Here is a 12,053-nt window from a genome sequence, read left to right as displayed (position 1 = left end):
GCCGACCTAGACTCCCCTCTGAACTGAAGTTGGTTCAGTAAGTGCCTCGTGCCACGGACGGGAGCAGACCGCATGCTGGATTCCGACCGGAACGCGCGGACCGCCGCTCTTACGGCCGAGTCGGTACGCGCCGCCGGGGCGAAGCCCGAGGTGATCGTGTGCGATCTGCGGGTCCGCGACGACATCGAGACGATGGTGACGCGTGCGGCGGAGCGGTTCGACGGGCTGGACGTGCTGGTCAACAACGCCGGGGTGATCGAGAGCACGGTCACGACGGACCACGACCGCGCCGTCGACTCGCTCTCCGAGGAGGTCTGGGACGCGGTCTACGAGGTCAATCTCAAGGCCGCGTGGCTGACGACCAAGTTCGCCGCGCCGTATCTGCGCCGCTCACCGCGCGGCCCCGCCATCGTCAACGCCGCGTCCGTCTCGGGCCTCGTCGGCTTCCCCGACTCCCCCGCCTACGGGGTCACCAAGGCCAGGGTCATCCATCTCACCAAGGTCACCGCCGTCGATCTCGCCCCGGTGCGCTGCAACTGCTTCTGCCCCGGCGTGATCGACACGCCTCTGGCACGGAGTTTCTTCGCCGCGGGCGAGGATCGGGACCCGCGGGAACGGGAGTTGACCGCACCGCAGTCGGTGGACCGGCTGGGGCGCCCGGAGGAAGTAGCGCGGCCGGCTTGCTTCCTGGCGTCCGACAGCGCGGCGTTCATCACGGGTGCCGCGTATGTGATCGACGGCGGCGCGCTCGCCTGGCGCGGCGTCAAGGGCTGACGACGGAGACGGGAGTGGTCGCGATGGAAGCGAGACTGACCGGGAGGGCGGCGCTGGTGACCGGCGCCACCGGAGGCATCGGCGAAGCGGTCGTCCGGCGACTGGCGGCCGAGGGCGCCGCGGTCGTGGTGACCGATCTGGACGCCGACCGATGCGAGAAGCTCGCCGAGGAGGTCGGGGGCGGCGCCCTGGGCCTTGCTCTGGACGTCTCGGACGAGTCGGCCTGGCAGAAGGTCGTCGCCAGGGCGACGGCCGCGCTCGGCGGGCTGGCCGTACTGGTCAACAACGCGGGGATCGCCGCGATGGGCACCGTGGAGACGGAGACCAAGGAGACCTGGGACCAGGTGCTCGCGGTCACCCAGACCGGCGTCTGGCTCGGCATGAAGCACGGCGGCGCGGCCATCGAGCGCTCCGGGGGCGGGTCCGTCGTCAACGTCGCGTCGATCTTCGGCACGGTGGGCGGGTTCGGCGCCCAGTTCTCGTACCACGCGGCCAAGGGCGCGGTCCGTCTGATGACCAAGAACGCCGCGCTGCACTGGGCGCAGCGGGGCGTACGTGTCAACTCGCTGCACCCCGGCTTCATCGAGACGCCCCGCTCCCGTGAACTGTGGCGCGGTACGCCCCGGTTGACCGCGATGCTCGACGGCACCCCGCTCGGCCGGCTCGGCACACCCGACGAGGTGGCGGCCGCGGTCGCGTTCCTCGCCTCCGACGACGCGAGCTTCATGACGGGTTCGGAGCTGTACGTCGACGGAGGCTGGACGGCGCGCTGAGCGGGCCGGGGGCCAGGGCTACGACATCACGACGGCGGTGTAGCGCAGGACGCCCTCGGTCTCCGCGCGCGCGACCCGGCCGCGGGCCACCAGCACGTCCAGGTGTGCGGCCGTCTCGTTCACGGCGAGCATCTGGTTGAAGGCGCCGAGGTCCGCGAAGGGCAGATGCCGCCGGGTCCACCCCAGCTCCTGGGCCACCGCGTAGGCCGTGAGCGTACGGTCGCCGAGGACCGCCAGGGCCTCGGCGAGACGGTCGTCGTGGTGGTCGAGCAGCTCGCCGACGCGCGTGTGGACGCTGGGGCCGACCGGGCCGTGCGCGGGCAGGAGCCGGGCGTCGGCGAGGGTGGTCAGGAGGCGCAGCGAGTCGAGGTAGTCGCCCAACGGCAACGCGGTGGAGCCGAGTTCGAAGCCGATGGACGGGGTGATGTGCGGCAGCACGTGGTCCCCGGAGAAGAGCAGCCCGCGCGCCTCGTCGAGGTAGACGACATGTCCCCGGGTGTGTCCCGGCGTCGGGACGACCCGCAACCGCGTGTCGGCGAAGCGGAGTTCCTCGTCCTCCAGCCAACGGTCCGGGGCCTCCCACACGCTCGGGTCGAAGCCTCCGTGGTCCATCGCGGCGACCCGCTCGGCGAGTTCGTGGGCCCCGGCCCGGCGCAGTGTGTGCAGCGAGCCGGACGGCCGGTCCGTGCCCGTCTCTCCGAGCAGTTCCAGGCTGCGTCGCTCGCCCGAGCCGAGGTGGACCCGGGAGCCGAGCAGCCTGCGCAGTTCGACGGCCTGGGTGTAGTGGTCCCGGTGGATGTGGGTGACCAGGACATCGCTGATCTCGCCGAGGTCGTGGCCGATGGTGGCCAGCGCGTCCTCCAGCGCCTTGCGGGACTCGGGGATCGACCATCCCCCGTCGATCAGGACCAGCCCCTCCGTCAGCCCTTCCAGCGCGTACACGTTGACGGCCCGCAGCCCGTCGTCCGGCAGCGGAAGCGGGATGCGGTGAACGCCGGCTCGTACGGTCTCGGCTCCGGCGTCCGCCCAGCGGCCTCGGTCGAAGCGGGCGGTGTGAGCCGTGGGGGTGGTCATGCATCTCCTTGCCGGTGCTGTTCGTGATCCGGTTGTCCGTGCTGTTCCTGATCCGCTTGCCGATGTGGTTCGCGATCCGTGTGTCGGTGTGGTTCCTGACGCGCGGCGAGCCGCGCGTGCAATTCGTGGGCGAGTCCGCGGGCTGCGGACCGGTCGAGCTTGCCGACGGTGGTTTGCGGCAACTCGCTTACGGAGAAGGCGAATTCGGGCCACTTGGCCTTGGACAGGCCGGTGCGGGCGAGGTGTTCGGTGATCTCGTCCAGTCCGATGCCGGCGCCGCCTCCGGTGCCGTCTCCCTCTCCGTGCGTCCCCGCCTCCGCCTCCGCCACGACGAGAACGGCGGCGCGTTCGCCGAGCAGCGGGTCCGGTACGGGTGCCACGCAGACCCGGGCGACTCCCGGATGGCTGGCGACGGCACGCTCGATCTCCGTGATGTCGAGATTGCGGCCGCCGCGGATGATGACGTCCTTCTCGCGGCCCATCACGGTGACCGTGCCGTCGTCGCCGGTCATGAGCAGATCCCCGGTGGGGAAGAAGCCGTCCGGGGTCAGGGCCGGCGACTCGACCTTGCCGTCGTGGGCGTAGCCGAGGAAGAGCGAGGGCCCCCGGACCTGGGCGCGCCCGGTCCGGCCCGGCCCCAGGGCGGTGCCGTCGGCGTCCACGGCGCGCAGTTCGGTGCCGGGGAACGGGCGGCCGTCGCGGCCCAGCCTGATCCCCTCGGGGTCGTCGGGCCGCGGCGAGGTGTGTCCGAGGCACTCGGACATGCCGAAGACCCGCAGGATCCGGGTGCCGAGGGAACGTTCGGCACGGGCGAGAGCCCCGCGGTCCATGGGGCCGCCGCCGACCGTGATCGAGCGGACCCCGTCGAGGACGCGTGATCCGGCCGCCGCGGAGCCCATCTGGAGGGCCATCGTCGGGACGCACATGGTCCACCGGACGTTGTGGGCGGCCATCCGCGCGAGCGCCTGTTCGCGGTCCCAGCGGCCGCTCAGAACGAGCGGTCCGCCGAGCATGAGGGCGAGGCAGACCCCGAAACAGTAGGCGGCGGTCGAGGAGAGCGGGACGACGGCGGCCACCGCGTCACCGTCGCGCAGCCCGTTGACATCGATGGTGCACGTGCACGCGTACCGCAGCGCGCTCTCGGACTGGACGACCCCCTTGGGCCGCCCGGTGGAGCCGGAGGTGAGGCCGATGAGGGTGCCGCCCGACCAGCGGGAGACGTCTCGCGGACCGCGGCCCGCGAGGACCGTCCAGCCGTCCAGCGCCTCGGCGGGCCGTGCGCCGGACAGGGGCGGGGTGCCGCTGCCCGGCGCGTGCCACTCCTCGAGGGCGGAGGGCTCGGCGATCACCGCGTCCGGACGGATGTCCTCCAGGGCGGCGGCGAACTCCGCCCGGGTCGTGTGCCGGTTGACGAGGGCCAGGACCCCGCCGGTCATCCCGATGGCGAGGGTCGCCGCGACGGTGCGCCAGGAGTTGTCGGCCTGCAGCAGCACCGTCCCGCCCGGCGTTCCGTCCGGTGTCATCGCCTCGGCCAGCTCGGCCGCGCGGTCCAGGAGGTCGCGCGCGGTGTGCCGGCCGTGGTCGTCGACGACGGCCGTGAAGTCGGCGCGCTCGGCCCGCTCGTAGAACTCCCGTACTGTCTGTCGCATCCGCTTCCCCGCCTTTTCGCGAAGGGTGGTGGAGCCCCGTTGCTCGGCCGGTGTCAGGCCCGTGTTCGGCCCGCCGGCGGGGCGTGCTCAGCCCGCGTACATCTCCCGCTCGCCGCCCATGACGGCGATACGGCGTCCCCGCATGTCGCCGACCTGGGCGACGGCGGCCGCCCATTCGGGGCTGTCGAGGGCCTTGCGCAGGTCTTCGGGGGTGTCGAAGCCGAGGACGGAGAGCCCGTCCCAGCCCTCCGAACGCGGTTCGAGCGCCGCGTCGAGGTCGGTGTGCCGCCAGGACCTCAGTCCGGGCAGTCGGCGGGTGAGTTCGGCGTGCTCGCCGCGCCACCAGTCGATGAACCGCTCATGGGTCCAGTCGGGCGGCCGTGCGGCCAGCAGGACGAGGTTGTACATCGCGCCCTCCTCAGGTGAACAACACTGCGGGCGAACGCCCGATGAGCAACCGCCGCACCCGGCCCGAGCCGTCGAGCCGCGCCGAGGCCACGAAACTCGCCTCCAGCTCGCCGAGGCGCCGTACCTCGCCGAGGAACAGCTCGTCCCCGCCGACGGTGCTCGCGGCCAGCACATGGTGGGTGCGGACGCCCACCTCGCGCTGGTCGAGGTAGCCCTCCAGTTCGGGCCGGCCGCCGTGGAAGTCGGTGGCGCCCTCGCCGCCGGTGGAGAAGAGGATGGAGAACGAGAAGTCCTCGCTGATCATGTCGAGGATCCGGTCGGCGTCGGCGCTGTCCAGGATCGCGAACCAGGTGGTCAGGAAAGAGGCGGTGGACTGTGTGGTCATGGCCGGTCCACGAGGTCGAAGTCGGTGGTGAAGAAGGACTGGTAGCGCGCCATGAGCCCGTCGGGCGACAGGCGCACGGCGGAGAGGAACGCGCCGGTGGTGACGCCCTTCTCGACCACGAAGCCGTACGCCGTCTCGACGTCGCCGTCGGCCGCGTACCGCCTGATGTCGTGCGTACGGTCCACCGCCTCGCGTCCGGCGATGTACGCGGCGAAGTCCTCGCGGGACTCCCCCGTGCGCTGCCCGCCGGGCAGGGCGATGAGGAATCGGAAGCCGGGTTCCAGGAGTTCCAGGACCTTGTCCGGTTCCTGGCTGTCCATTCTGGCCATGTAGTCGCGAAGCACCATTGCTGATCGCTCTCCCTCAGCGCCGAGAAACAACCTGAGTTCAGTTCAGTTTGACTGTAATCCGGATGCCCCGACCCCGACAAGGGGCGGGACGCACCCGGAGTTCCGGAACTATCCGGCGACCATGCGCACCACGCACTCCTCGATCATCTCGCTGATCTCGGTGAGCGGGATCGCCCCGGTCGGGCGGTACCAGCGCCAGACACTGACGATCATGCCGAGGACGGCGAGGCCGAGGGTGTGCGCGTCCCGGACCGGGAAGGCGCCCTTCGCCATGCCGCGCATCAGCAGGTTCGTCCAGTCCCGCTCGACCATCTGCACCAGCTGCCGGGCCGCGACGCGCTCGGTCTCCTCGCGCTTGGACTTGCGCGCATTGGCGAGCAGGGACATGTTGGCCTGCAGGATGCGCATCTGGCGAATCTCCTGCTCACTGACCGCGAAGGCCGAGCGCACCGCCGCGCGCAGCTCCTCGACGGGATCCACCGCGTCGGCCGTCGCCTCCGTGAACATGTCGTGGGAGCGCTGGAGTTCCAGGCGCATGATGGTGAGCAGGCAGTGGGCCTTGGACTCGAAGTAGTGGTACAGGGCGGTCTGCCCGATCCCGACCCGGTCGGCGACCTCGGACCACTTCGTGCTCTCGTAGCCGTCCTCCCCGAACCGCTCCACGGCGGCCACGAGAATGGCCGCGCGCTTGGACCTGGGCCCCTCCTCCGGATCCACGATCCGTGCCCTCGCCATCGTCTCTCCCTCTGCTCCACGACCGCTGTCGATCGCCGCCCGGTACCGATCACCGCTCGGGGTCGATCACTGCTCGATGTCGATCACCGCTCGGTCGTCCGAGAGTAGACCCTAGTTCAGCTCGGGTCACCGTGGTCGCCATGGTCCCCGTGGTCCCCGGGCGGCGGGTGGACGAAGTCCGGTCGGCGCTTGGCGACGAAGGCGCTGACACCCTCGCGGCCCTCCACCGAGACAGCGGCGGCGGCCAGCCCGCGGGCCTCGGCGTCCAGATGCTCGTCGAAGGACGCCGACAGAGCCCCGGAGACCAGCCGCCGCGTCACGCCGTACGCCCCCGTCGCCCCGTGTGCCAGCGCCCTCGCGGCCGCCGCGGCCTCCGTCGCAAGCCGCTCCGGTGCGACGACCCTGCCGACCAGTCCCATCGCGAGCGCCTCGGCGGCCGTGATCCGGCGGTTGGTCAGCAACAGGTCCCGTGCCCGCCCGGGGCCCACGAGCCGGGGCAGCGACCAGGTGACCCCGGCGTCGGGCGAGTACCCGATCCCGGTGTAGGCCGCCGTGAAACCGGCGTCGGACGCGGCGAAGGCAAGGTCGGCGGCGGCCGTCAGCCCCAGTCCGGCCCCGGCGACAGCCCCCTGTACGGCCACCACCAGCGGCGCGTCGAGCCCGGCGAGGATCCGCAGCGCGCCGTGCAGGGCGTCGGTGACGTCCGTGAGGTGCCCGGCCAGCCGGTCCCCGGGCACCGCCGCGAACTCCCTCAGGTCGCCGCCGACGCAGAAGGACCGGCCCCGCCCGGTGAGCAGCACCGCCCGGGCCCGCGCGGTCTCGCAACTCCGGGCGGCGTCCAGCAGCGCCCGGGCCATCGCAAGGTCGATGGCGTTGCCGTCCCCGCGGCACATCTCCACGTGGGCCACCGCGTCGCCGTCGACCTCCGTCGTGACCCTCATCGTGCCGTCCACCCGCCGTCCACGGTCAGCACCTGTCCGGTGCAGTACGAAGAGGCGTCCGAGGCCAGGAAGAGCAGCGCCCCGTCCAGTTCGCCCGCTTCGCCGCCCCTGCCGAGCATCGTGCCGCGCTCGACCCAGCGTCGGGACCGCTCGTCGGCGAACAGCCCTTCGGTCATCTCGGAGCGGAACCAGCCCGGGGCGAGCGCGTTGACCCGTATCCCCGATCCGCCCCACTGCCCGGCCAGTTCACGGGTGAGTCCGACGAGCCCGGCCTTGGAGGCGGCGTAGGCCGCACCCCCCAGCGGGGCGCCGGAAACCAGCCCGAGGACGGACGACACGTTCACAACCGATTTCGTACGGGCGGACGGAGCCTGGGCCAGCAGCCGGGCCAGGTGGAAGGGAGCGACGAGATTGACGTCGAGGACGTGGGCGAAGTCCTCCGGGCTCTCGTCCTCGGCGCGTACGGATCCGGGTGCCCCCGCGTTGTTGACCAGCACGTCGAAGCCGCCGCCGTGCTCCAGGACGGTCTCGACCAGCCGCACCCGGTCCGCGTCCCGGGAGACGTCACAGACGACCGGGCGGATACGGGGATCGCCGTCGGCCAGTTCCTTGAGCCGGTCCGGGCGGCGCGCCGCGGCGAACACGGTGGCACCGGCCGCGGCCAGCACGGCGGCGAACCGGGCGCCCAGACCCGAGGAGGCCCCGGTCACCACGGCGGTCCTGCCGTGCAGCGAGAACAGGTCCGTCGCCAGGTCCGGGCCGGCCGTGGTGGTCATGCCTCCACTCCGATCGGCAGCGCGGTCGCCCCGCCGTCCAGGACCAGCGTCTGTCCGGTCATCCACGCCGACGCCTCGGAGGCGAGGAACACCGCCGCGTTGGCCACGTCCTCCACCGTGCCTAGCCTGCGCAGCGGCAGCCTCGCGGTGAGGATCGGTTCCCTCGGCTCCCAGACGGCCCTGGCCAGCTCGGTCTTGATCAGCCCGGGCGCGATCGCGTTCACCCGGACGCGCGGCCCGAGTTCGTACGCGAGCTGCCGGGTCATGTGCAGCATCGCCGCCTTGGTGGCGTTGTACCAGCCGATGTGCGGATCGACGACCAGGCCGCCGACGGACGCGATGTTGATCACCGTTCCGCCGTGCTCGCTCATCCACGCCCGCCAGGCGCAGCGGGTCCAGGCGATGATGCCGTACTGGTTGACCCGGACGGTCTTCTCCGCGCGCGCCAGGTCGAGATCGAGCAGGTCGCCCATGTACGGGTTGGTGGCCGCGTTGTTGACCATGACGTCGAACCGTCCGAGCCGGGCCATGGTCTCGGCGACGCACCGCTCGGCCTGCTCGGGCTCCCCCGCGTTCGCGACCAACTCGTGCACCTCGCCGTCGCCCTTGACGCGCAGCAGCTCCGCGCGGGCCGCGGCGAGTCCGTCCGCCTTTCGCGCGGCGATCACCACATGGGCGCCCGCCTCACGACAGGCCTTGGCGATGCCCAGGCCGATCCCTCGCGAGCCCCCGGTGATCACGGCGACCCTGCCGTCCAGTGCGCGTGCGCTCATGCCGACTCCTCGGGATATTTGGCCAGTTCACGGCGGGCGACCGTACGCAGATGCACTTCGTCGGGCCCGTCCGCGATCCGCAGCGCCCGGGTGATGGCGTACAGCCGGGCGAGTACGGTGTCGTCGCTGACCCCGGCCGCGCCGTGGGCCTGAACCGCGCGATCGACCACCCGGTGGGCGACCTCCAGGGCGGCCACCTTGATGGCGGCGACCTCGGTACGGGCGGCGGAGTTGCCCGAGGTGTCCATCAACCAGGCCGACTTGAGGACGAGCAGCCGCAGCTGCTCGATCTCGATGCGGCTGCGGGCGATCCACTCGCGTACGACGCCCTGTTCGGCGAGCGTGCCGCCGAAGGCGGTACGCGTCAGGGTCCGGCGGCACATCAGCTCCAGCGCCCGTTCGGCGAACCCGACCGCGCGCATGGCGTAGTGCATCCGCCCGGGCCCCAGCCGCCCCTGAGCCAGGGCGAATCCCTCCCCTTCGCCGCCGAGGAGCGACGACACCGGCACCCGTACGTCCTCGAAGAGCACGTCGCCGTGGCCGCAGCGGTCGGTGTAGCCGAACATCGGCAGATCGCGCAGGACGGTGATGCCCGGGGTGTCGCGTGGAATCAGCAGCATGCTCTGCTGCCGGTAGGAGGGCGCGTCCGGGTCGGTGACGCCCATCAGGATGATCAGCCGGCAGTCCGGGTCGAGGATTCCGGAGGTGTACCACTTGTGGCCATTGACGACATAGGCATCTCCGTCACGGGTGATCCGGGTACGGATGTTGCGCGCGTCGGAGCTGGCGACCTCCGGCTCGGTCATGGCGAAGCACGACCGGATCTCGGCCGCGAGGAGGGGGCGCAGCCAGCGGTCCTGCTGCTCGGGCGTGCCGAACAGGGCGAGCAGTTCCATGTTGCCGGTGTCGGGGGCGGAGCAGTTGAAGACCTCGGGGCCGATGACCGAGCGTCCGGCCAGCTCGGCGAGCGGTGCGTACTCCAGGTTGGTGAGCCCTGCGCCCCATTCGCCGTGGGCGAGGAAGAGGTTCCACAGGCTTTCCGCCCGTGCCTTCTCCTTCAACTCGCGCATGACCGGCGGTAGTTCGTGCGGGTTGTCGGCCTCGGCGAGCTGCCGCTCGTAGACGGCCTCGGCGGGCACGACGTACTCCTCCATGAACGCGGCCAAGCGCGTGCGGAGTTCGTCGGTCCGCGGGGAGAGTCCGAAATCCATGGTGGCGCTCCTTCAGAGCCGTGGGGCGAGGATGTCGCGTGCCGTGCGGATCATCGCCGCGATGGTCGGCGGCAGCCGCTCCTGGTCGGGGTCGTGGTGCTTGCCCTCACGGTGTCTGCGCAGGTTGTGGCCCATGATCGCGGCCATTTTGGTGCGGGCCAGGGCGCGGAACCAGTCGAAGGCGGGGGGTACGGGGCGACCGTCGAGATAGCGGGTGAGCAGTTCGTCCTCGGTGGGCAGGCCCGGTACGGCACGGCCGAGCCGGGGGAAGTTCCGGTGGTCGGCGAAGAGCAGGAACCAGCCGAGGTCGACGCGCGGATCACCCAGGCCCCAGATCTCCCAGTCGACGACCGCGGACGGGCGCTCGCCCCGGCAGAGCACGTTGCCGAGCCGGAAGTCGCCGTGGATCAGCACGGGCGGCAGGCTCTCGGGGATCCCGGCGGCCAGGAGGCCCAGTACCTCCTCGGCACCCGGCCGCAGTGGGGCCGGTACGGCACGCATGGTCCGCGCCCAACGCTCCAGCTCGGCCGCCGGATCCAGAGGTTCGGCGCCGTCGAAGTGCGTGCGGTGCAGGTCGCGCAGGACACCGGCCAGCGCCAGCATCCGTGTGCGGCACAGCTCCGGGTCCAGGCGGTGCTCGTCGAGGACGGGCTCGATCGCCTCTCCGGTCACGAACTCCATGGCGAACCAGGCCGGATCGCGCTCGTCGACGGCGAAGACCTCCGGCACGGGCACCGGCGATCCGGCGAGGGCGCGCAGGATCCGGGCCTGGCGCAGTACGTCGTTGCGCCCGACGGGCCGCTGCCCCGGGGGCACGGCTTTGACGACGTACGCCCCGGTGCCCGCGCTGATCGCGTAGGTGAGTCCCGAGTGGCCGCCGGGGAGGGTGCGCAGATCGCCGAAGGGCTCGTTCGGGTGCCGGGCGGCGAGCCCAGTGCGGACCCGGGCGGCGAGTCGTGTCACCTCGGTCGCGGTGCTCAACGCCCCGCCGCCTTCGGTTCCTTGGGCAGTCCCAGCACGCGTTCGGCCAGGATGTTCCGCTGGATCTCGTCGCTGCCGCCCGCGATGCGGTAGCCGGGTGCGCCGAGCAGGTGCTCGGTCCAGGCGAAGGTGCCCCACTCCCCCGTGTCGGCGGCGAGGCGCGGTCCGAGGAGCTGTTGGACGAGGTCGGTGGTGGCGCGCAGGGTGGCGGTGGCGTGGAGCTTGCCGACCGAGGCCTCGGCGCCGGGTGCGCGTCCGGCGGCCAGCGCCGCCGTGGCCCGCAGGCCGGTGAGCCGCTGGACCAGGCTGCGGACGAACAGGTCGGCGGACCGCTGCTGTTCGCCGTCGGTCAGCGGGCGGGGCAGGTGCCGGGCGAGGTCGAGGGCCCGGTCGGCGTTGTCCAGGCCGAGGCCGCCGGAGTCGAGGCGTTCGGCGGCGAGGACGGTCAGCGTGACCCGCCAGCCCTCGCCGACCGGACCGAGCCGATCGGTGTCCGGCACGAACACGTCGTCCAGATAGACCTCGCTGAAGCTGCAGCCGCCGGTCATCTGCCGGATGGGCCGCACGACCACGCCCGGCGCGTCCATCCGGACCAGGAAGACGGTGATGCCGGCGTGCTTGGGCGCGTCCGGGTCGCTGCGGCAGACGGCCACGCCCCAGGTGGCGACGCGGGCGCCGGAGGTCCAGATCTTGTGACCGCTCAGGACCCAGCCGTCATCCTGACGGACGGCCCGGGTGCGGACGGCGGCGAGGTCGGAGCCGGCTTCGGTCTCGGAGAAGAGCTGGCAGGCGAGTTCGTCGGTGCGGAGCATGGGCCGCAGCCAGCGCCTCCGCTGTTCCTCGGTTCCCCAGATCCGGATCGCCGGGGCCACGAGCTGCTGGGTGACCGGGAAGACCTCGGTGCGCCGGGGCACGTCGAAACCGGATTCCTCGGCGCGGTACAACTGCTCGTAGTACGGCGGGAGTTCGCGTCCCCCATGTTCCGGTGGCCAGTCCAGCGCGCCCCAGCCGTGGTCGAAGCGGGTGCGCTCCCAGTCCCGTATCCGGTCGGTGTGTTCCCGCTCCTCCGCCTCGGTCCAGTTCTCGAAGACGGCCACCGAGTCGTCGCCACGGCCCCACTCCCGGCGGTCGGCGCGCGCCGCCGCCACACCGGTCAGCCATTGCCGGGCCGCGGCGCGGAACTCCTCGGGTTCGGGGATACCGCTCATGTTCCTCCTTCCGTA

The 12,053-nt window shown here is 72.0% G+C and carries 14 protein-coding genes; 2 read left to right on the top strand and 12 right to left on the bottom strand.

Features of this window, described 5'->3' with window-relative positions:
* Positions 1-48 precede the first annotated feature (48 nt).
* Positions 49-774: an SDR family NAD(P)-dependent oxidoreductase gene (locus tag OG798_RS48560; RefSeq protein ID WP_328759362.1), complete on the top strand. Its 726-nt coding sequence runs from the start codon at positions 49-51 to the stop codon at positions 772-774.
* Between the two features lie 23 nt (positions 775-797).
* Positions 798-1,547 (top strand): SDR family NAD(P)-dependent oxidoreductase, encoded by a 750-nt coding sequence (locus tag OG798_RS48555; protein ID WP_121418143.1) that lies wholly within the window; start codon positions 798-800, stop codon positions 1,545-1,547.
* A gap of 18 nt (positions 1,548-1,565) precedes the next feature.
* On the opposite strand, the gene OG798_RS48550 is transcribed toward OG798_RS48555, so the two are convergent.
* The 12 genes from OG798_RS48550 to OG798_RS48495 all read right to left on the bottom strand — a co-directional run bounded on the left by OG798_RS48550 (position 1,566) and on the right by OG798_RS48495 (position 12,038).
* Positions 1,566-2,621 carry an MBL fold metallo-hydrolase gene (locus tag OG798_RS48550; RefSeq protein ID WP_121413826.1) on the bottom strand — a complete coding sequence of 352 codons (1,056 nt, stop codon included), beginning with the start codon at positions 2,619-2,621 and terminating at the stop codon, positions 1,566-1,568.
* Positions 2,618-4,270 (bottom strand): class I adenylate-forming enzyme family protein, encoded by a 1,653-nt coding sequence (locus OG798_RS48545; protein WP_328759361.1) that lies wholly within the window; start codon positions 4,268-4,270, stop codon positions 2,618-2,620. Before OG798_RS48545 ends, OG798_RS48550 begins: the two co-directional genes overlap by 4 nt.
* An 87-nt stretch (positions 4,271-4,357) precedes the next feature.
* Positions 4,358-4,678: an EthD family reductase gene (locus OG798_RS48540; RefSeq protein WP_121413828.1), complete on the bottom strand. Its 321-nt coding sequence runs from the start codon at positions 4,676-4,678 to the stop codon at positions 4,358-4,360.
* 10 nt (positions 4,679-4,688) lie between these two features.
* Positions 4,689-5,063, bottom strand: coding sequence for a hypothetical protein (locus OG798_RS48535; protein WP_328759360.1), 375 nt, complete (start codon positions 5,061-5,063; stop codon positions 4,689-4,691).
* Positions 5,060-5,410 (bottom strand): nuclear transport factor 2 family protein, encoded by a 351-nt coding sequence (locus OG798_RS48530; RefSeq protein ID WP_121413830.1) that lies wholly within the window; start codon positions 5,408-5,410, stop codon positions 5,060-5,062. The genes OG798_RS48535 and OG798_RS48530 overlap by 4 nt, the downstream gene beginning before the upstream one ends.
* Before the next feature lie 111 nt (positions 5,411-5,521).
* Positions 5,522-6,148 carry a TetR/AcrR family transcriptional regulator gene (locus OG798_RS48525; RefSeq protein ID WP_121413831.1) on the bottom strand — a complete coding sequence of 209 codons (627 nt, stop codon included), beginning with the start codon at positions 6,146-6,148 and terminating at the stop codon, positions 5,522-5,524.
* Positions 6,149-6,264: 116 nt separating this feature from the next.
* Positions 6,265-7,089, bottom strand: coding sequence for an enoyl-CoA hydratase-related protein (locus OG798_RS48520; RefSeq protein WP_328759359.1), 825 nt, complete (start codon positions 7,087-7,089; stop codon positions 6,265-6,267).
* On the bottom strand, positions 7,086-7,865 hold the full coding sequence (locus tag OG798_RS48515; RefSeq protein WP_328759358.1) for an SDR family NAD(P)-dependent oxidoreductase: 780 nt from the start codon (positions 7,863-7,865) through the stop codon (positions 7,086-7,088). Before OG798_RS48515 ends, OG798_RS48520 begins: the two co-directional genes overlap by 4 nt.
* Positions 7,862-8,638: an SDR family oxidoreductase gene (locus OG798_RS48510; RefSeq protein ID WP_328759357.1), complete on the bottom strand. Its 777-nt coding sequence runs from the start codon at positions 8,636-8,638 to the stop codon at positions 7,862-7,864. Before OG798_RS48510 ends, OG798_RS48515 begins: the two co-directional genes overlap by 4 nt.
* On the bottom strand, positions 8,635-9,849 hold the full coding sequence (locus OG798_RS48505; protein ID WP_121413834.1) for an acyl-CoA dehydrogenase family protein: 1,215 nt from the start codon (positions 9,847-9,849) through the stop codon (positions 8,635-8,637). Before OG798_RS48505 ends, OG798_RS48510 begins: the two co-directional genes overlap by 4 nt.
* A gap of 12 nt (positions 9,850-9,861) precedes the next feature.
* Positions 9,862-10,830, bottom strand: a complete 969-nt coding sequence (locus OG798_RS48500) for a phosphotransferase family protein (RefSeq protein ID WP_328759356.1) — start codon at positions 10,828-10,830, stop codon at positions 9,862-9,864.
* Complete coding sequence (locus tag OG798_RS48495) at positions 10,827-12,038, bottom strand: acyl-CoA dehydrogenase family protein (RefSeq protein ID WP_328759355.1); 1,212 nt, start codon at positions 12,036-12,038, stop codon at positions 10,827-10,829. The genes OG798_RS48500 and OG798_RS48495 overlap by 4 nt, the downstream gene beginning before the upstream one ends.
* Positions 12,039-12,053 lie beyond the last annotated feature (15 nt).

The sequence above is a fragment of the Streptomyces sp. NBC_00271 genome, from assembly GCF_036178845.1.
Lineage (GTDB): Bacteria > Actinomycetota > Actinomycetes > Streptomycetales > Streptomycetaceae > Streptomyces.
The sequence above is the reverse complement of the archived record's forward strand: the minus strand, read 5'-3'. Positions and strand labels throughout refer to the sequence as shown.